This is a genomic window from Rahnella sp. BCC 1045, from assembly GCF_019049615.1.
Classification (GTDB): Bacteria; Pseudomonadota; Gammaproteobacteria; order Enterobacterales; family Enterobacteriaceae; genus Rahnella; species Rahnella contaminans.
The window spans coordinates 60,230-80,452 of sequence record NZ_JAFMOZ010000129.1 but is presented as its reverse complement, the minus strand read 5'-3'; the positions used below and the strand labels follow the sequence as shown (position 1 = coordinate 80,452).

At 53.9% G+C, this 20,223-nt stretch carries 15 protein-coding genes and 1 other RNA gene; 10 read left to right on the top strand and 6 right to left on the bottom strand.

The window, feature by feature from the left end; all coding sequences use genetic code 11:
* Window positions 1–5: 5 nt before the first annotated feature.
* Window positions 6–713 (bottom strand): 16S rRNA pseudouridine(516) synthase RsuA, encoded by a 708-nt coding sequence (gene rsuA / locus J1782_RS14355; RefSeq protein ID WP_152324331.1) that lies wholly within the window; start codon window positions 711–713, stop codon window positions 6–8.
* 374 nt (window positions 714–1,087) lie between these two features.
* On the opposite strand from rsuA, the gene J1782_RS14350 reads away from it, so the two are divergent.
* Both J1782_RS14350 and rplY read left to right on the top strand, forming a co-directional pair.
* The gene (locus J1782_RS14350) at window positions 1,088–2,851 is read left to right on the top strand and encodes a DEAD/DEAH box helicase (protein WP_217153372.1); all 1,764 of its coding nucleotides are present in this window, start codon (window positions 1,088–1,090) and stop codon (window positions 2,849–2,851) included.
* Window positions 2,852–3,005: 154 nt separating this feature from the next.
* Window positions 3,006–3,296 carry a 50S ribosomal protein L25 gene (gene rplY / locus J1782_RS14345; protein WP_095922802.1) on the top strand — a complete coding sequence of 97 codons (291 nt, stop codon included), beginning with the start codon at window positions 3,006–3,008 and terminating at the stop codon, window positions 3,294–3,296.
* A gap of 93 nt (window positions 3,297–3,389) precedes the next feature.
* Here the strand turns inward: rplY and yejK are convergent, their stop codons facing one another.
* Window positions 3,390–4,391: a nucleoid-associated protein YejK gene (yejK, locus tag J1782_RS14340; RefSeq protein WP_217153371.1), complete on the bottom strand. Its 1,002-nt coding sequence runs from the start codon at window positions 4,389–4,391 to the stop codon at window positions 3,390–3,392.
* Between the two features lie 222 nt (window positions 4,392–4,613).
* Between yejK and J1782_RS14335 the strand changes: the two genes are divergently transcribed.
* The 6 genes from J1782_RS14335 (at window position 4,614) to J1782_RS14310 (ending at window position 11,007) form a co-directional block, all read left to right on the top strand.
* Window positions 4,614–4,841 (top strand): YejL family protein, encoded by a 228-nt coding sequence (locus J1782_RS14335; protein WP_104921319.1) that lies wholly within the window; start codon window positions 4,614–4,616, stop codon window positions 4,839–4,841.
* A gap of 24 nt (window positions 4,842–4,865) precedes the next feature.
* On the top strand, window positions 4,866–6,647 hold the full coding sequence (gene yejM / locus J1782_RS14330; protein ID WP_152324334.1) for an LPS biosynthesis-modulating metalloenzyme YejM: 1,782 nt from the start codon (window positions 4,866–4,868) through the stop codon (window positions 6,645–6,647).
* Window positions 6,648–6,839: 192 nt separating this feature from the next.
* Window positions 6,840–7,805: a glutathione S-transferase family protein gene (locus J1782_RS14325; protein ID WP_217153370.1), complete on the top strand. Its 966-nt coding sequence runs from the start codon at window positions 6,840–6,842 to the stop codon at window positions 7,803–7,805.
* Between the two features lie 79 nt (window positions 7,806–7,884).
* A complete protein-coding gene (locus J1782_RS14320; protein WP_152324336.1) occupies window positions 7,885–8,127 on the top strand; it encodes a DinI family protein in 243 nt (80 codons plus the stop codon).
* Window positions 8,128–8,346: 219 nt separating this feature from the next.
* Entirely contained in the window at window positions 8,347–10,119 is a 1,773-nt protein-coding gene (locus tag J1782_RS14315; protein WP_217153369.1) for a penicillin-binding transpeptidase domain-containing protein, read from the top strand.
* Between the two features lie 501 nt (window positions 10,120–10,620).
* Window positions 10,621–11,007: a helix-turn-helix domain-containing protein gene (locus J1782_RS14310; RefSeq protein ID WP_104921314.1), complete on the top strand. Its 387-nt coding sequence runs from the start codon at window positions 10,621–10,623 to the stop codon at window positions 11,005–11,007.
* A gap of 126 nt (window positions 11,008–11,133) precedes the next feature.
* Here the strand turns inward: J1782_RS14310 and ompC are convergent, their stop codons facing one another.
* The gene (gene ompC / locus J1782_RS14305) at window positions 11,134–12,261 is read right to left on the bottom strand and encodes a porin OmpC (protein WP_152324338.1); all 1,128 of its coding nucleotides are present in this window, start codon (window positions 12,259–12,261) and stop codon (window positions 11,134–11,136) included.
* Window positions 12,262–13,028: 767 nt separating this feature from the next.
* Here ompC and J1782_RS14300 point away from each other — a divergent pair.
* Together J1782_RS14300 and J1782_RS14295 are read left to right on the top strand one after the other, a co-directional pair.
* Entirely contained in the window at window positions 13,029–15,017 is a 1,989-nt protein-coding gene (locus J1782_RS14300; RefSeq protein ID WP_217153368.1) for a DUF4034 domain-containing protein, read from the top strand.
* Between the two features lie 111 nt (window positions 15,018–15,128).
* A non-coding RNA gene (locus J1782_RS14295) (RtT sRNA) lies at window positions 15,129–15,210 on the top strand.
* A 207-nt stretch (window positions 15,211–15,417) separates the two neighbouring features.
* On the opposite strand, the gene J1782_RS14290 is transcribed toward J1782_RS14295, so the two are convergent.
* From J1782_RS14290 to J1782_RS14280, 3 genes are read right to left on the bottom strand one after another with little or no spacing between them, the layout of a single operon-like run.
* A complete protein-coding gene (locus tag J1782_RS14290) occupies window positions 15,418–16,587 on the bottom strand; it encodes an HlyD family efflux transporter periplasmic adaptor subunit (RefSeq protein WP_152324340.1) in 1,170 nt (389 codons plus the stop codon).
* A 17-nt stretch (window positions 16,588–16,604) separates the two neighbouring features.
* Complete coding sequence (locus J1782_RS14285) at window positions 16,605–18,782, bottom strand: type I secretion system permease/ATPase (protein WP_165058257.1); 2,178 nt, start codon at window positions 18,780–18,782, stop codon at window positions 16,605–16,607.
* A 48-nt stretch (window positions 18,783–18,830) separates the two neighbouring features.
* The gene (locus J1782_RS14280; protein WP_217153367.1) at window positions 18,831–20,210 is read right to left on the bottom strand and encodes a TolC family outer membrane protein; all 1,380 of its coding nucleotides are present in this window, start codon (window positions 20,208–20,210) and stop codon (window positions 18,831–18,833) included.
* Window positions 20,211–20,223: the final 13 nt, after the last annotated feature.

The following is a 20,223-nucleotide window of genomic DNA, read 5'->3' as shown; positions in this document are numbered from 1 at the left end:
AAAAACTATCGCGAAGGAACGCCAACGCTGGCAATTTCCTGCTCAGTTAAAGGCCGGTACTGGCCCGGTTCCAAATCTTCATCCATCACGATTTCGCCGATCCGCTCACGGTGCAGCGCGACCACGCGGTTACCGACTGCCGCAAACATACGTTTCACCTGATGGTAACGGCCTTCGCTGATGGTCAGACGCACAAGATTCTCTTCGATTTGCTCGAGTTTGGCCGGTTTGGTCAGGGAATCTTCATTGTGCAGCTGTACGCCCGCTTCAAACTGCGCGGCGGTGTCGTCAGCCAGCGGATTTTCGAGCGTAACCAGATAGGTTTTCTCGCAATGATGGCGCGGCGAAGTGATGCGGTGCGACCACTGGCCGTCATCGGTCATCAACACCAGACCGGTGGTATCGATATCCAGACGCCCTGCGGCATGAAGCTTGTACGCCACCGGCTCTTCGAGGAAGTACAGAACGGTCGGATGATCCGGATCATCAGTGGAACACACGTAACCCTGCGGCTTGTTAAGCATGAAATAACGCGGGCCGGTGATGAGATCCAGCACATTGCCGTCGAACTCGACGCGCTGTTCAGCGCTGATTTTCATCGAGCCGGTTTTGACGATTTCGCCGTCAACGGTGACACGTTTGTTGCGCAGCTCACGTAAAACGAGCGCACGGCTTACACCTAATTGCTGAGATAGAAACTTGTCCAGACGCATTGGATAGTCTTGCCTTCATGGCGATCTGAGTGATCGCGTTACTGATAAAACACAAGACCCCGCCGCTGCAACAGGGCAACTGACAGGGTTCAGGGTTGTTCGATTCGTAATACTTTCAGTTCGTATAGCTGCAACGAGTGATTATTACTTCGAGGGGGCAGATTCACTGCCGCATTGAGCGCAAGAGTATAGCTGTGCTTGGCGGCGCATCCTAGGAGGAAGAGGAAAAATAAGCAGGCTAAACATTCACGGCAGGTGATTTGATTGCAGATCGCCATGAAGAGGATTTCTTGGCATACTTCACCACTGTAGTTATTAACAGTGATCATTAATAACAAACTTTTTTAATAAGTCAGTCTGAGGTGATTCTCCCCGTGACCGCTTTTACCCTTCGTCCCTATCAGCAGGAAGCCGTTGACGCTACGCTGCGTCATTTCCGCCAGCACGATGAACCGGCGGTGATCGTATTGCCTACCGGTGCCGGAAAAAGCCTGGTGATTGCCGAGCTGGCAAGGGTGGCGCGCGGGCGCGTGCTGGTTCTGGCGCACGTCAAAGAACTGGTCGCGCAGAATCACAGCAAATATCTTTCTTACGGGCTGGAAGCGGATATCTTCGCGGCGGGCCTGAATCTCAAACAAAGCAGCGGTAAAGTGGTGTTCGGCAGCGTGCAGTCCGTTGCGCCCAATCTGGCAGAATTCAGCGGTGAGTTTTCCCTGCTGATTGTCGACGAGTGCCACCGAATTTCCGACGACGATAATAGCCAGTACCAGCAAATTATCGGCCATCTTAAAGCGCAAAACCCGCGTCTGCGGCTGCTCGGGCTGACGGCAACGCCCTATCGTCTGGGCAAAGGCTGGATTTATCAGTATCACCATCAGGGCATTGTGCGCGGCGATTCCAACAGCCTGTTCCGCGATTGTATTTACGAACTGCCACTGCGTTACATGATTAAAAACGGCTTTCTGGTGCCGCCGGAACGGCTCGATATGCCGGTCGTCAGCTACGATTTCAGCCGGTTGCAGGCCAACAGCAACGGGCTGTTCAGCGAGGCGGATCTTAACGATGAGTTGCGTCAGCAAAAACGCATCACACCGCACATCATTAGCCAGATTGTTGAGTTCGCGCGCGACCGCAAAGGTGTGATGATTTTTGCCTCAACGGTGGAACACGCCGGTGAAATTTTCGGTTTGCTGCCCAAAGGCGAAGCGGCGCTGATCAGTGCGCAAACCCACGCCGTCGAACGCGACCGGCTGATCACCGCCTTTAAGCAGCAGGAACTGCGCTACCTGGTGAACGTCTCGGTGCTGACCACCGGCTTTGATGCGCCGCATGTGGATCTGATTGCCATTTTGCGCCCGACCGAATCCGTCAGCCTTTATCAGCAGATTGTCGGGCGCGGGATGCGTCTGTCGCCGGGCAAAACGGATTGCCTGATCCTCGATTACGCCGGAAATCCGCATGACCTGTTTACGCCGGAGGTGGGCAGTCACAAACCGGCGGGCGACAACAAACCGGTGCAGGTTTTCTGCCCGGCCTGCGGTTTCGCCAATATTTTCTGGGGCAAAACCACCGAAGACGGCACGGTTATAGAACATTTTGGCCGCCGCTGTCAGGGCGTGCTGGAAGATGACGACGGCAACCGCGAGCAGTGTGATTTCCGTTTCCGCTTCAAAAGCTGCCCGCACTGCGGCGCGGAAAACGATATTGCGGCGCGGCGCTGTCATCAGTGTCAGGAAATTCTGGTCGACCCGGACGATATGCTGAAAGCCGCGCTGCGCCTGAAAGATGCGCTGGTCTTACGCTGCGGCGGCATGAACCTTGAACACGGGCGCGACGACAAAGGCGAATGGCTGAAAATCACCTATTACGATGAGGATGGCGCGGACGTTTCCGAGCGTTTCCGCCTGCAAACGCCCGCCCAGCGGATGGCTTTTTTGCATAATTTCCTGCGTCCGCATCAGCGCGCACCGGGCGTGCCGCTGGAATGGAATTCCGCCGCCGATATCGTGGCGCAGCAGGTTTTACTGCGTCATCCGGATTTTGTTGTCGCGCGGATGAAAGGCCAGTTCTGGCAGGTGCGCGAGAAAATGTTCGATTATGAAGGGCGTTACCGGCGCGCCAATGAGCTGCGCGGGTGAGTAAATAACCTGAAACCGGCTATTTATATTGCTGCAACTGCCCTGCTCCGGTATCATACCGCCCGCTTTCGCCTTGTGTGGAAGCTTGTAGTACTCAACTCGTCACTCGGTCGCAGGTGGCGGGGCAAACTTTTTTATATATAGAGAAACATACATGTTCACTATCAATGTAGAAGTACGTCCACAGGACGAGCAGGGCAAAGGTGCGAGCCGCCGCCTGCGTACAGAAAACAAATTCCCAGCTATCGTTTACGGTGGCTCAGCTGCTCCGGTTTCTATCAAACTGGACCATGATTCTGTTAAGAACATGGAAGTTAAAGCGGAGTTCTACTCTGAAGCTATTACTCTGGTTATCGACGGTAAAGAAACCAAAGTTAAAGTTCAGGCTGTACAGCGTCACCCGTTCAAGCCAAAACTGGCTCACATCGACTTCGTTCGCGTTTAATCGCTAACTGAGTTGTTGCGCATCGGGACGCCGTGCGAGAACAAATAAAAAACACCGCCCCGGCGGTGTTTTTTATTGGCTGCGATCCAGGTTTTATTTGCCGGCCTTACGCTGCAATTGATCCCGCAGGTTCGGCGGCGTGCCTTTAATAGTCAGCGTATCGGTCGCCGGATCCCAGAAAATACGTTCGCCCATTAACATCGCATCGAAGTTAATACTCAGGCCACCGCCGCTGCCGGCAAATTTGGTCAGCTGGCGAAGCGTGCTGCGATCGGCCGGGAACGTTTCTTCCAGCTGATAACCTTGTTCCTGCGTGAATTCTTTGAATTTCTTGTCATTCCACGGCGGCAGCTCTTCGGATAAATCATCCAGCGCAATTTCTTCGCCGGCCTGCAACTGCTCGTTGCAGTAGGTGTACACCTGCTGACGATAGTTCTGGCGCTCGTTTTTATCGAGCTGCGCTTCAGTACAGAAATCATCTACCGCCTGCAACAAACCGCGGTTTTGCGCTTTGGTATCCAGGCCTTCAGAAGCGCCCAGGAAATCCATGAAGAAGTCAGAAACTTTGCGCCCGACGCGGCCTTTCAGAAACGTCAGGTAGCGGGAAGATTCAGGATTGGTTTCCCATTCGGTCAGATCAATACGCGCCACGATATCGGCGTGATTGATATCCAGATAATGGATGCTGCTGACGTCGAGCTGTTCGTTGACGCGCATGCTGCTGCGGCTGTTAAGCACCGCAACCAGCAAATACTCCACGGCCAGGAAACGGTAATGACAAAACAGCACCACGCCGCCTTCTGCGAACGGGTATTTTGCCAGTTCATCACGAAGACGCCCGGTTGCGGCACGGCTGAATGACAGGAAATCGTCGTCCCCTTTACGGCAACTGCGCAGCGCCACTGACAGTTCGCTGTCTTCGTTGAACAGGCCATAGGCTTTGCTTTTCGCGCTGTAAACACGGTGCAGTTCAGCCATCATTTCATCAACGGCGGCATTCGGGGTCAAAAGCGTATCGCGCAGCACAACATCCAGCGTTTGCTCATCACGTTTATTCAACTGGTGCAGAGCGATCTGCTCAATATCCAGACTCATGGGGACTTTCTCCTGTAAGAATTGCAGCCGTGTAAGAAGGGTCTGCCTGCGGGGCGTATTCAAACACCGAAGCGGCAAAGCCGCAACCTGTTCCAGCCCCTGAAATACTGATTCACAGATACGATCACGACCCCGACACGCCCCCCGTTATAAAAATGCGGAAAGTGGTGGCGTGATCGGCTAAGATATTGGACTTTGTCAGATCAAGAAGCACATTACTCTATGGCACAATCATCCCGTTACAGTGACGAACACGTTGAACAGATCCTTTCCGAGCTGGCAACTGTTCTGGAAAAACACCGCGCCCCGACCGACCTTTCTTTGATGGTCCTGGGCAATATGGTGACAAACCTTATTAACACCAGCGTCGCTCCTGCACAACGCAAAGCATTGTCCCAATCTTTTGCTAAAGCTTTGCAAGCGTCGATAAGAGAAGATAAAGCCCATTAATTCACTCATTGCCCAGACCCTCTCATGGTGACAAATAGTCAGCGCTATCGCGAAAAAGTTTCCCAGATGATCAGCTGGGGCCACTGGTTCGCCCTCTTCAATATCCTGTTGATTCTTGGGCTAGGCAGCCGCTACCTGTTTGTTTCTGACTGGCCTTCCTCTCTGGAAGGGCGTATTTACGCGCTGGTCAGCTGGCTTGGGCATTTCAGCTTTATCGGTTTTGCCGCCTATTTACTGATTATCTTCCCGCTGACGTTCGTGGTGATGTCGCAACGGTTGTTGCGATTCTTATCCGCGATACTGGCAACCGCCGGGCTGACGCTGATTCTGGTCGACACCGAAGTGTTTACCCGCTTCCACCTGCATATTAATCCGGTGGTCTGGGAACTGGTCGTTAACCCGGGCCAGGGCGAAATGGCGCGCGACTGGCAGCTGATGTTTATTGCCGTGCCGGTCATTTTCCTGCTCGAAATGTTATTCGGCACCTGGGCGTGGCAAAAGCTGCGCAGCCTGAACCGCCGTAATTTCGCCAAGCCAATCGTTGTGCTGTTTATCGTGAGCTTCTTTGCGTCGCACCTGATGTACATCTGGGCGGATGCAAATTTCTATCGTCCGATTACCATGCAGCGCGCGAATCTTCCGCTGTCGTATCCGATGACGGCGCGTAAATTCCTCGAAAAACACGGTCTGCTGAATGCCGAGGAATACCAGAAGCGACTGATTGAGCAAGGGAATCCGGAAGCGCTGGCGGTGGAATATCCGCTTAACAGCATCAGTTTCGCCAAAACCGGCTCGAAATATAACCTGCTGATGGTCGTGCTGGACGGCGTGCATGAAGCGACGCTCGATCAGGACATGCCTGCGCTGGCCGATTTCGCCAAACACAATATTCGTTTTGACCAGCATTTCAGCTCCGGCAACCGTAATGACACCGGCCAGTTTGGCCTGTTCTACGGAATTTCGCCGACCTATATGCAGGGCATTCTGGCCGCACGTAAACCTTCTGCACTGGTGACATCGCTGGAGCAACAAGGTTACGAATTTGGTCTGTTTGCTTCGGACGGCTTTGACAGCCCGCTTTACCGTCAGGCTCTGCTGACCGATTTCACCCTGCCTGCGCCTGTAAAACAGTCGGATGCACAAACCGTTTCTCAGTGGCAGCAATGGCTGAATGTGCGCGGCAACGGTCCGTGGTTCTCGTACGTCAACCTGAATGGCATCAGCACCTCATTGCGTCAGGACGGCGACAGCGTACCGGTCGGAAATACGTTTATTCATCGCTATCAGCACGGCGCGCAAAGCGTTGATCAGCAAATTGCGGTCATGCTGCAATCGCTGAAAGATCGCGGCGATCTGGATAAAACCGTGGTGGTGATTACCGCTTCGCACGGTATCGAGTTTAACGAGAACGGCACCTGGGGTTCGGGTAACGCGATGAACCGCCGCCAGTTGCAGGTTCCGCTGATTATCCACTGGCCGGGCACACCGGCTCAGAGTATCAGCAAGCTTACCGATCACGCGGATGTAATGACCACGCTGATGCAGCGTCTGCTTCACGTCACCACGTCACCGGCAGATTATTCGCAGGGCGAAGATTTGTTTGCCGCGAAACGCCGTCACAACTGGGTCACGACCAGCGACGACGGAACGCTGGTGATCACCACGCCAGACCAGACGCTTGAGCTGGAAAGCGACGGGGATTACCGCGCCTTCGATAATAACGGTAAACGGATTAAAGATCAGAAGCCGGAACTTGGCCTGCTGTTACAGGTTCTGACCGACGAAAAACGCTTCCTGGCCAATTAATCGTTTTGCAGGACACCTGAAAAACCAACCTTAACCGGTTGGTTTTTTTATGGAATCATCCCTTCCGCTTCCCGTCAAAATCCCCTTCAGTTTATTTGACCTTCTTTTTGAAAATTATGTCGTTTATGAACTCATACAAAACCGCTACGGTAAGTTCATCAACAATAATAACGTTATCGGAGTACAGCCATCGTGTCGGGACTGGTCAACGGAAAATGGGTAAGCGGCGACGTCGCTAAAGAAGAAATTAAAAACGGCGCCTTTCATCGCGAGGAAACCGCGTTTCGTGAAACACACATCGAGCCGCAGGCAGGCCGTTATCAGCTTTTCGTTTCTTATCTTTGCCCGTGGGCTTCGCGAACCCTGATATTCCGTCATCTGAAAGGGCTGGAAAAGTTTATTTCCGTTTCCATCGCACAACCGGTCATTGGCGAAAATGGCTGGACGTTCGACGAGCCTCAGGATGCCGGAGATAAAATCCCGGCCATCCGCCACGTTCATGAGCTGTATACCGCCAGCGATGCACATTACACCGGCAAAGTTTCTGTACCCGTTTTGTGGGATCGCCAGGCAGGTCGCATCGTGAACAACGAATCAGCCGACATCATCCGCATCCTTAACCACACTTTCGACGCCCTCAACGGCAATCAGGATGATTTCTACCCTACCCCGCTGCGCGAGGAAATCGACCGCTGGAACGAAATTATTTATCACGACGTCAATAACGGCGTGTACAAAACCGGCTTTGCGAAAACGCAGGAAAGCTACGACGTGGCCGTCACCCGGCTTTTCAGCACACTTGATATGCTGGAAGCCCATTTAGACAGCCACCGTTATATCGCCGGGGAGTACCTCACAGAAGCCGACTGGCGTTTGTTCGTTACGCTGGTGCGGTTCGACAGCGCATATCACGGCGCTTTCAAATGCAATATCCGCCGTATTGAAGACTATCCTAATCTTTCAAATTATTTGCGTGAACTCTATCAGTGGCCGGGGATCAGTGACACCGTCAATCTGGCGCACATCAAACAAGGCTATTACGGAATTCTGTGGCTGAATCCGACCGGAATTGTCCCGGCGGGCCCGGAACTGGATTTACGACGCGCCCATAACCGTGAACGGCTGGACAGTCTGGGCATCATCCAGAAACTACGCTAAAAATTGCTTGGACCCGCAAAGATAACACTGTATATTTCAACAGTTATTTTTCTCCCCCAGCCAGAAAACGAGGAAAGCTATGCGGGTCGAACTGATTTTTGACAAACGGAATGTCTCAAGGATCCCAAATGCCAGTGAAAAAATTGAGGCAGAACTGGTTAAGCGGGTACACCGCATGTTCCCTGACGCTGAAGTAAAAGTGAAACCGATGCAGGCCAACGGGCTGAATACGCACGGAGCCAGCAAGCAGGAACGTTCGCAATTAAACCAAATGCTGGAAGAAATGTTTGAAGAAGCCGACGAATGGCTTTCGGTCGAGTAAAAAGGTGCGTCTCGGTTGCACTTGGTTACAAAGAGCAATTGAATTAAACAACCCATAGCTATCGCTTAATATAAGATGTGAACGTTATATAAATTCATTATCTTTCAGAGCGATGAGCCGCCGTTTTATCGGGCACAGTCTGGATTAATTTCATCCGGCTAACTGCCTTCGCGTCATCGCTTTTCGCTTCAAACGCGTCAACGACTTTGCGAAACAGCCATGCCACCGAGCCCAAGAAAATCCAGCGCCCAACCTCATTTTTACACCAAGCGCTTTGCGCTGATCTGTCTCGGCATTGTCTGCTGTCTGGCACTTCTGCTGGGCCGCGTAGGCTATTTACAGCTGCTCAATCAGCCCATGCTGGAAAAAGAAGCGGATTCGCGTTCACTGCGTTCCAGCATTATTCCCGCCGGGCGCGGCACGATTGCCGACCGCAACGGGCACCCTCTTGCGCTCAGTGTGGCGTCAAAAGATATTATTGCTGACCCGTTCCGTATTCTGGAACTACACAGCGACCTCAACAGCCCGAAATGGCAATATCTGGCTTCTGCGCTGAATGTCCCGCTTTCGCAATTACAGCAAACCATCAACAGTGATCCGCAGCGCCGTTTCGTTTATCTCGGTCGAAAAATCGAAGAAGGGATTGCCGGTGATATCGGCCAGTTGCACCTTGGCGGTGTCTCCAGCCAAAACGACGACAGTCGCTATTATCCGATGAGTGAAGCCGCAGCGAACCTGGTCGGCGTGGTCGGTACCGATAACGAAGGCCTTAATGGCATCGAAAAAGGTTTCAATGCCTTGTTGCAGGGCAAACCCGGCATGCGCGAATACCGCCAGGATCGCCACGGCAACGTCATCGGGATTTTGAAAGAAGTCGCACCGCAACAGCCGCCGACCATTAACCTGAGTATCGACAGCTTTATGCAGTACGTGTTGTATTCGCGCCTGCGTGAAGGCGTATTGCTCAACCAGGCAGAATCCGGCGCTGCCGTGCTGGTCGACGTGAGCACCGGTGAAATTTTGGGGATGGCCTCCTTCCCGTCTTACAATCCGAATAACTACGCGGGCGTTCAGCCTAAAGACATGCGTAACGTCGCCATCAGCGACAGTTTTGAACCCGGTTCGACGGTCAAACCGCTGGTGGTCATGGCCGGTCTGGCGCGCCGTATGATTCGCCCGGATTCCGTGCTCGATACCCATCCGTACACCGTTAACGGTCACCTGATTAAAGACGTTGGGCACTGGCCAGCGCTGACCATTACCGGCATCTTGCAAAAATCCAGCGACATCGCGGTATCACACATTGCACTTGCGATGCCTGCCAACGTGCTGGTTCAGCTTTATCAGTCGTTCGGGCTGGGTAAAGCCACTGATTTAGGGATCGGCGGCGAAAGCAGCGGTTACTTCCCGGCGCACCGTGACCGCTGGGCTGACATCGAACGCGCCACGTTCTCCTTCGGCTACGGCCTGCGCGTCACGCCGCTGCAAATCGCCCGTGAATACGCCACCATCGGCGCGGAAGGCATTTACCGTCCGCTGTCGATAACCAAGGTTACGCCTCCGGTACTGGGCACCCGCGTGATGTCCGCCGATGTGGTCAGGACGGTCATTCATATGATGGAAAGTGACGCCCTGCCCGGCGGCTCCGGCCTCAGTGCGGCGGTGCCCGGCTACCGTTTAGCGATTAAAACCGGTACTGCAGAAAAAATGGGTGCCAGCGGCAAATACGATGGCGGTTACATCAACTACACCGCCGGTGTTGCACCGGCCAGTAATCCGCGCGTGGCGCTGGTGGTGATGGTCAACAACCCGCAGGCCGGTAAACACTTCGGTGGCTCGGTAGCGGGCCCGATATTCGGACATATCATGGGCGAAATTCTTAACCACATGAACATTGCGCCGGATGCGCTGGTGCCGGAAACACCGCCAACGACCGTTATCAATGGCGGTCAGAAAACGGATCTGGTGCGTCGACCGGCGAGTGATGGTTAAACGAAGCGTAGAAAAATAGCGAAAAAACGCTGACATGCTGGATCTCACCGAAAGAAGCGGTTAACGTGCGGATGTTTTGTCAGTTGAAGTCCACGCGGAGGAAGAGCAGCGCGCTCTGTCAGAAAAAAATGAAACGGCTTCTTATCGTTTTTATCGTTTTTGTCGCGGTTTGTCTGGGCGTTATTGCCCTCAATATGCAGGGTAGCGGCCCCTGGTAAACAGCGTTCACGAGGGAGAAATCACTGTGCCAACCGGTAAGAACTTCGTCATTTTGATCGTTCTTATTCTCGTCGGGATTGTTGTGGTTGACGATGGCATAGCGCGGTTAATTCACTGGATCCTGCTACGTTAACATGATGGCCCGCCAGACGACGCGCGTCGTTCTGCCCATCGGGCCATTTCTGCAAGTTGTCTGCTCCGCCATCAACTGAGCAACACCTGCCACGCCATCATGGCGAAGTCGTGTATAATAGCGGTATTCAACCTTAATACAGACTGGTTATGGCTCAAGACATTCATATCGCTATCGTCTGCGCACTCAGCAAATGGATTGAAGGCCATCTTGGTCGCGTCATCCATCTTGAAGAACTGGCTGAGTATTCAGGCTATTCGCTTTGGCACATGCAAAAATTATTTAAAGAATCGACAGGCATTTCTCTGGGGAAGTACATCAGGGAACGCCGTCTGGCGAGCGCTGTTTATCAGCTGAGCAGCAGTGAAACCCCGATTTTCGATATCGCGATGGATTTCGGGTTTGGCTCGCAGTCGCATTTTACCTACATGTTCCGTAAGCGTTTTAACATCACGCCTCATGAATTTCGCCAAAACCCGAACATCGAACTCGACGTTTCTCCCCCGCTTCATCTGATCCATCAGAAATCAGCCTGAGAATCGTAGCCTTACAGTGACAAAAAACGCGGCCATCAGAGGCCGCGTTCTTTTACTGCTTTTTTGACTGCTTGTACTCAAGTCTTGCAAAAACAAAGCGCTATTCTGTGTCTGAGAAAGGCACGCTTAGAACTGATACACCAGACCTACCGCGGTAACGTCATCGGTGTTGATACCGGCGTTATCGGTGAAGGTGCTGCTGTCGATCAGGTTGATTTTGTAGTCAACATAGGCCGACATGTTTTTGTTGAAGTAGTAAGTCGCACCCAGGTCGACAAATTTCACCAGATCCTGATCCTGGTAGTTGTTGCCCAGACGGTCGGTGCCTAAATCTTTACCGCGCGTTTGGTTATAGGCGACGAACGGACGCAGGCCGAAATCGAACTGATAGCTTGCGTAAGCTTCGAAGGCCTGTGACTGGTTAGCATAACCATAAGCTTCTGAATCGGTAGAACCGAAACGGGAAGCGTTGTAAGCCTGAGTAAACATCGCTGCAAGGTAAACGTTGTTAGCGTCATATTTCAGACCGCCGGTGTAACCTTCCGCTTTTTTACCGTCGCCCATGATGCCAGGAGCGGTATTTTGCTCATCAGTACGGTCAGAATTGAAGAAGGCACCCGCCACGCTGACGCCCGCGCCAATATCGTAGCTCAGGGACATCCCGTAACCGTCGCCGTTCTGCGTCAGTACATCACGTGTACCAGGCTCGCCGCCACCGCTGTCATTTTTGCCCTGATATTGCAGAGCGAAGTGCAGGCCATCCACCAGCCCGAAGAAGTTGTCATTACGGTAAGTCGCAACGCCGTTGGTACGCTGATAAAGGAACTGGTCAGCACCGTAGGTGGAACCATCGAACTCTGGCTGCATGTCGGTCCAGGCGGCTACGTCATACATGACGCCATTGTTACGACCGTAGTCGAAGGAACCCATATCGCCAAATTTCAGACCGGCAAAACCGTAACGGGTAAAGGCGCGGTCACCGTCATCTGAGCTTTCGGCCTGGTTGGCCTGAACCTGATATTCCCACTGGCCGTAACCGGTCAGCTGGTCGGTAATCTGCGTTTCGCCTTTGAAGCCCAGACGGATGTAGCTCTGATCGCCGTCATTGCCCGCGTTGTTTGAAAAGTAATGCAAACCATCAACTAAACCGTAAAGGTCCAGTTTATTACCATCTTTATTATAAACTTCTGCCGCACTTGCTGAGCCTGCAACCACTAACGCAGGGATCATGAGTGAAAGAACACGGAGTTTCATTTTTCTGTCCTCGATAGGTGTCGGACCGTGCCACTGAATGTAAAGTACACGTTTTTTTACTGCTTTAGATATTGCATAACGCTTGTATGAATTTTGGCCCGACATGGCAAATCCATTCTCTGGATATAATTACTATTAATCCAGAAAGAAAATGATACGAAATTAGTTAAGACATTTCCTATTTATTAGAAGGTGTAACAATTTATTAAAATTGAGCATTTTTAGTGCCACTGATAATTGTTAAAATAAAGCACGCAAAGCTAATTTAATAAGAATTACAATAAAAACAATAGAATACACATGATACTTACCGCACTAAGTGATAAAGCAACTTCCTCCTAATAATATATACTCCCTCTCGCTATCATCATTATTTGTTATTCTATTACCCTCATTCCCCGTCTTGTGGAAACAACAGCCGACCCTTAGTGGTCGGTTTTTTTTGATTTTTATAAGAAATAATAACTTAATGTGATATTCATCACTTAATTATATCGCGCACAACAAGTACTTTTCTCCATAATTACCTCACAGTTTCTCCATTATTCACACCCGATTTTATTAATAGTTGATATCTAATCCTAGGAATTATTAAGGAATTTCCGGATTATTATTAATCGATATTGTGGAGAGGGTTTATTGGTCAGCGACGGTTCAGATCCGTTACTATAGATAAAGTCAGACCAATCCCGCTGATCGCCTCAGGGGAGACAGGTACACTGCCGGTGCCACGCAAGATCTTATTTTTCAACTGTTCAGGGAACCCCATGCCACAACAGGACCAGCCAGATAACATCTCCAAAGCCAGAATGCTTCTGGCAACCCGCCGTTTTCTCAAACTCGACGAGTGGCTGTTGTCACATATGCGTAGCTGGCAGAATCAGGGCGAAAGCCACAGCGATTACGGATTATTAATGCATCCATCCACGCTGTTTGGCGGCACGGAGTTCCAGGCACTGAATCCGCTGGAGATCCTCAGCGACTGGGCGCAGCAATGTCCGCAGAGCTATCACGCGCATGTTTTACTGGGGATGGTCTGGCACGAAAATGCCTGGATGATCCGTCAGGCACCCAATGAAGAAGACATTGAAGATCACCAGTGGCTTGGTGCCCAGCTCTGCTGCGATTACGCCGTGCTGGCTTTCCTGAAAGCCATTGAGCTGCATACCCGCCCGACCCACGCTTTCCGCCATATGATGAATCTCAGCGGCGGCTTCGGTGAACCGTACTGGCTTAAATCTTTATTCGCCGGTGAAATCCCCAAACCGCTGCATGAGAAGTTCTCGATTCAGGGCAGCGAAATCTGGCAGGCGGGTATCGCGCACATCCATGCGCTGGGTTTTGAACCTGCGACACACTGGCCGCAGTCATTGCCTGCCGCCCTGCAACAAACCCGCAAAGCGGACGACGAAGCGCTCAGTTACTGGCTGCGCATGGCGATGTCGGTACGCCACGCGGACGTCGGCACGATGGAATCCTACCTTTTATTCCATTCCGCATTCTGGGGCGGCAGCGATGAGCAGCAGATGCTGATTATCGACGGCCCGCTCTGTGCGGAATTCAGTGACGATGAGCGCAACCAGTTCCGCGCAAATGCGCTGTGCGATGCCTTATCCGGCGAAATCGCGGACCGGGAATCCCCGCGAGCCGCGCAATTACAGCAACAACTGGCTGGTTTACTTGCACAACCACTGGAGCCCGCCACCCGCGTCCGTTTGCTGGATCTGGCCGGGATCTGCATGGCGTACTGGAAGGATGACGATCAGGCGGGGCTGGCGGTTTATCAGGATCTCTTCGCGGTTTCCCCGCAGGCGATGCCCGGTCATTTTGCCGCGCTCTTTATTTCCCGTGCGGTGCTGGCGAATGGCCATCAGGAAGGATTGCCGGTTCTGACGCACTTGCTGACCCGTGCGCTGAGTCAGGCCACCGATCCGGTGCTGGTCAGCTTTGCCGCTGCCGCGTTGCAATATGGTTTGTACGGATTGCCCGCCAGACCAGAGCTGAGCAGCGGATTAATGGAACACGCCTGGTCTATGATGCAGCATTCCGGTGACGAACAGCCGGTGAAAGATCTGGTCACACTGGCGCACGACATGGCGATCAACGACGATCTGGACGCCGCGCATTTCCTGATGACCGAAATGGCTCGTCACGGCAGCGCCATTCACTGCTACGAACTGTACTTTTTCTACCGCAACGGCTGGCATCAGGATGTGCCGGAGCAATATCACAACGACAGCAACGCGATGGATTGCGTGCTCAGCGCCGCACGCTCCGGGCTGGTGCCCGCCATGTTTACCTGTGCCAACGCCCTGCGGGAAGGCCTTGGCGCAGAGCCGGATTACGAGCAGGCCATGCATTGGTATCAGCGCGCCGCCGACGCCGGACATCTTTCCGCCGCCTACTTCCGCGCCAGCTGTGCGCTGGATAACGGCACAGAAGCGGAAAAACGTCTCGCCACCGGCCAGTGGTTACCCGAAATTCTGCATAATCCTGCGCATCCCGATCGTGCCGAAGCCGCCTACACGCTGGGCATGGCGTGGCTGACAGGCACCGGCACAAAGAAAAACCGTTACACCGCCAGCAAGTTTATTGAGTTTGCGCTCGAACTGAATCCCGAATCCGAAGCCACCAGACAGGTGTATCAGGATCTCAACGGCTCACTGCGGGCACGCATGAATTTATGGCAGGATAAACGGAAAGCCGAAGTGGAAGATCCGGTGGCGGAGTTTCGTTTGCAGGAGCCGCTGCAATAGCGGGTGATATTTTGGGCTCGCCGCCCAATCCGGGCTTAAATTCAAAAACGGAATGGATTTATCTTTTAGATAAGTTTATTGGCGTGCTCAAAAATGGCACCGAATGAATGGTTCGAGACCAGAAGCTCGAGCCGAGCGGAGCGAGACAACGTCACGAAGTGACGGCCCGAAGGGCGAGGCCGTAGGCCGAGTAAACCTGAAATTCGGGAATCGCGCAGCGATGACATTTTGCGCCACCCACAATTGCGTCAGAACATGTCCGTCGTGCCCGCAAAGCGCGCAGTGAAAGAGCCCGGGGGGCTTGGGGGGCGGCGGCGATAAGCCGTCCCCCAAGTCGGTGTGGGCCGACGCCCACGACCTTGAAGTTGAAGTTGAAGCCACACAAGCAACGCCCTCCTCCTCACCGCTCCCTCAGAGACTCCTTCACTTTATTCAATGGTTTAATCAGGTAATCCAGAACACTTTTCTGCCCTGTTTTGATATCGACGTTCGCCACCATCCCCGGCACAATCGGGAACTGGCGTCCGGCTTTATTGGTCAGGAACGCCTTATCCGTCCGGACGTAAACACGGTAGTAATACTGGTCGCGCTTCACTTCATCCTGCAAGGTGTCCGGCGATACGCCTTCGACTTTGCCTTCGAGGTCGCCATAAATCGACGAGTCATAGGCCGAGATTTTTACCGTGGCCGGTAATCCTGGCCGGATGTAGGCGATGTCACGCGGGTTGATACGCGTTTCGATCAGCAACTGGTCTTCAATCGGGACAATTTCCATCAGCTTGCCGCCCGGCTGGAGTACGCCACCGACGGTGGAGACCTGAATGTCTTTTACGATGCCGTGAACCGGCGAATACAACTCGGAACGGGTGACCTGATCCTCTTTACCCGCCATGACCTGCAACTCTGCATCCAGATCGGCGTTATTTTTCACCTGCTCTTCGCGCGCACGCACCGCGTACTGGTTGGTCGCATCGTCGATTTTGCCACGCAGTTCGCTGGCCTGACGTTTCAGGCGGATGACTTCCACCTGCCCCGCGGCACCTTTGGCGACCAGCGGCTGGGTCATGTTGATTTCGTCATTCACCAGTTTGAGGGACTGATTCAGGTTGGTCACCGTCTCATCACGGTTCTGTTTACGCGACAAATAAAGCTGACGTTCGCGCGCCACCAGTTCCGGGGATTTCATGGTTTCCGGGCTGAATTTCAGCGGCGCACCGGTCAGTTCCGCGCTCAGACGTTCAGAAGACGCGCGAAGGGTTCTGACGCGTGAGGCCGCTTCGCCGTAGTTTGATTGCGAACGGGTCGGGTCGAGTTGTGCCAGGAGCTGGCCGCGGCTGACGACCGAACCTTCCTGCACCATCAGTTTTAAAATCACGCCGCCGTCCAGAGAATCAATCTGCTGCGCTTTGCTCGACGGTGTCACTTTACCGGTACCTACCGTCACTTCATCCAGCACGGCAAAACGCGCCCAGATGAAAAAGACCAGCAGGCTGCCGAGCGTCACCCAGATAATCCACGACACTTTCCGGCTTTCGGCTTCCAACTCATCATTCAATGTTACGTGTGCCATGCGGGACCCTTAGCAGCTCAGGCTGCGCCCTGTTTGGTTTCAGCCACCACCGCCGCGGCCGGAGCCGGTGTGTTGGTGGCGGCAGTTGCCAGAATTTGATCCCGTGGCCCGTCGGCCACCACCCGTCCGTTATCCATCACCACAATTCTGTCAACCAGTTTGAGCAGCGCCGGACGGTGCGTCACCACAATCAGCGTGCGTCCGACCAGCCAGGCGTGAAGCTGGCGGATCACGTAATCCTCAAGCTGTTCATCCATCGACGCGGTCGGTTCATCGAGCAATACCACCTGCGGATTTCGTAAAATCATGCGGCTGAGCATCACCATCTGGCGTTGGCCGCCGGACAATCCGCGCCCGCCTTCGTTGATGATTTTGTCGAGGCTGGAGGCATCGGCCTGCACCATCGACAACGCGCCGCTGATGCGCAGTGCCTGCAACATTTCCTGATCGGTCGCATGCGGATACCCGAGCATCAGGTTCTGGCGCAAGGTGCCGAAGAACAGCCGCGAATCTTGCGACAGATAACCAATCTGGCGGCGGATATCTGCCGGTTCGACTTTGGTCATATCAACGCCATCAATCAGGATTTTGCCCTGCGACGGGCTGGCCTGGCCGGACAGCAATTTCAGCAACGTCGATTTCCCTGCCCCGACTTTGCCCAGAATCGCCACGCGTTCGCCGGGTTTGATTTCCAGCTGACCAATGCCGAGCACGTTCGGCGAATTCTCTTTGTCGTAGGTGTATTGCAGATTGCGCACGTTGAAATGACCGCTCAGCGTCGGGCAATGCGACAGTTCCGCATCAGCGGGCCGGTCAACCGGTTTTTTCAGCAGCTCATCCAGCCCGCGCATGGCGCTTTTCGCATGCTGCCAGCGGGAGAAGACCATCGTCAGCTGCATTAATGGCGCGATGGTCCGTGAGGAAAGCATGCTGCTGGCGACCAGCGTACCGGTAGTGATATCACCGCTCAGCACCAGATAGACCCCGAACACCAGCATGCCGCCGTAGGTCAGTTGCTGAACCGTCGATGCCCAGCCGGTCAGGCGCGCGCCCCACAAACGTTGCTTCATACCCACGGCGGCGCTGACTTCATGAGTCTGCTCCCACTGACGCTGGAAATACGCTTCCGCCTGCAAGGCTTTGATGTCTTCAATGCCTTCGATGGTTTCCACCAGCACGGCGTTGCGCAGCGCACTTTCACGCATGCCTTCTTTCGCCAGTTTTGCCATCGGCCACTGGATCAGAATGCCGGGGATAACAATCAGTGGGATAGCCAATAGCGGGATGATCACCAGCGGGCCACCGATGAAAAACATGATGCCGAGAAACAGCAGGACAAACGGCATATCGGCGGCGGCGCTGACCGTGGTGGATGTCAGCAGTTCGCGCACCTGATCGATTTCACGCAGCTGGGAAATAAAGGAGCCGGTGGATTTTGGCCGGTCGTCATTTTTGATGCTCATCGCCCGCACGAAAAACAGCGATGAAACCTTGAGGTCAATCTTTTTGCCCATGAGATCCGACACCAGCGTACGCATCAGGCGGATGATGTATTCCATCCCCGCCGCCAGCACCACGCCGAAGAACAGTACCCACAGCGTCGGGAAAGATTGCGCCGGGATCACCCGGTCGTAGACCTGCATGGAGAACAAAATCCCCGCCAGTGCCAGCACGTTACCCAAAACAGAGGCTAGCGATATTTCTGCGATTTTGCGCCCGGAACCGCGGAAGTTTTCCCAGAACCAGTGTTTTTTATGCGGCTGAACAAACTGGTCGATACGCTGATCGCGCCCGCGCGGCGCGACGCCAACCAAAAAGACCGGGCCGGTGCTTTGTTCAAGCAGCGTTACCAGCTCGGCCGAACGCAGTAAATCGCCACCGTCGCTCAGCCAGTAATCAACGTTGCCGTCGTCATGCAGCTGTTCAAGAACCGCAATACCACCCTGCTCCAGCGTAATAACGGCAGGCAAAACTTCCTGCCGCCAGCGTACCTGATTCCAGCTGACCATGCCGATTTGCAATCCCATCAGGCCGCTCAGGCGATCAAGCTGACGGCGTAACGGCTGATGTTCGAACCAGCGCATTTGCTGGCGAAGAAAAAGAGGATCTGCTGGTTTACCGAATGTTTCGGCCACGCGCCCCATGGCGCTTATCCAGACGTCGATCGACAAAGGTGTTGCTGCTTCATTGCTCATTTCAACCTCGTTATCGAATGCTTCTGGCTTCTCCCGGCGGCTCTGTTTTTACAGCGCCGGGAGGGTGTCACCGGATTGTTTCTGGCGGTCAATGCCCAGCATATCGACCAGATTATCGACCGCCGCGGCATAACGCACCGTGGCGTCCCAGCCGTCGTACAGCGCGCCAATACGCATGGTGTCGGCCTGAAAAACGTCCTGCTCCACGCTGAGCAAATCGTTCAGGCTGCGCTTGCTGAGTTTGTATTCATCCTGATACACGCTGCGGGTGTGTGTGGCGCTGGAATACTGTTCCTCGCCTGCCACCTGCCGCTGCTGGCCGCCGATCATGTCGGCATAGGCGGTGGAGGCTTTCTGGTTGATATCCAGCTTGGCTTTTTCCACATCCGCCTGCGCCGCCTGACGCTGACCTTCCGCCGCACGGACTTTGGCGCTGACCGCACCACCCTGATAGACCGGCGCATCCACCGCCAGCTGGAGCTGATCGTCCCAGTACGAACCGCTGCCACCGTTATTGTCATAACGCGTGCGCCCGGCCTGGACTTTCAGTGTCGGCCAGTGCTGCGCTTCGGCCTGATTGACCTGCTCAATCGCCGCCTGCTGCTTGGCCTGCGCCGCGCGCACCAGTGTGCTGTTTTCATAAGGGATTTTGTCGAGAGTGACTTTCTGATTGAGCAGACTTTCAGGCAGATCCGGCAGGTCGCTGGACACCACACCGGTCAGTACGGTCAGTTGCGCCTGTGAGGAACGCGCCTGCGCACGGTATTGTTCGACGGTTGCCCGCATCCCGGCGATGCGGGTTTCCGCCTGCAAGACGTCAGACTGAGAACTCAGCCCGGCGTCGGCGCGCAGTTTAGCGGTATCCCTGACGCGGGTCAGCGATTCGATATTGTCCTGAGACGCCAGAACCAGCGCCTGATAGCGTTTGACCGACAGATAGGCCTGCATGGTGCTGAGCGCCACATCGGTCATCGTGCTGTAAAGTGAAAACCGGTAAGAGTCCGAAAGGTACTCCTGCTCGCTGATACTGCCGTTGGTTTTCCCGAAATCCCACAGCAGCTGGCTGAGCTGAATGCCCGCCGACCCGTTGCTGCTCTGATCTCCCGATGCATACGTCTGACGGGATTTCCCGCCCGCCCCTTGCAATGAAACCTGCGGATACCACGCACTTTTCGCCGCATCCAGATTCCCGCCGCCTACGCGGATTTGCGCCGCCGCCTCCGCGATTTGCGGATTTCGCGCAAACGCCCGCAAGATGGCATCCCGTAATGTCAGACTGGCGCGCATCTCTTCCGTCGGTGCCGCCTGCCAGTTAAATTCCGGCTGTTTAACCGCCGCCACAACCACATTGAAATTCCCTGTTAACCCGGTCAGGCACAACGTGCCCAAGATAACGGCCACTGGCCGTATCACTTTCTTATTTTTCATTACCGACACCACT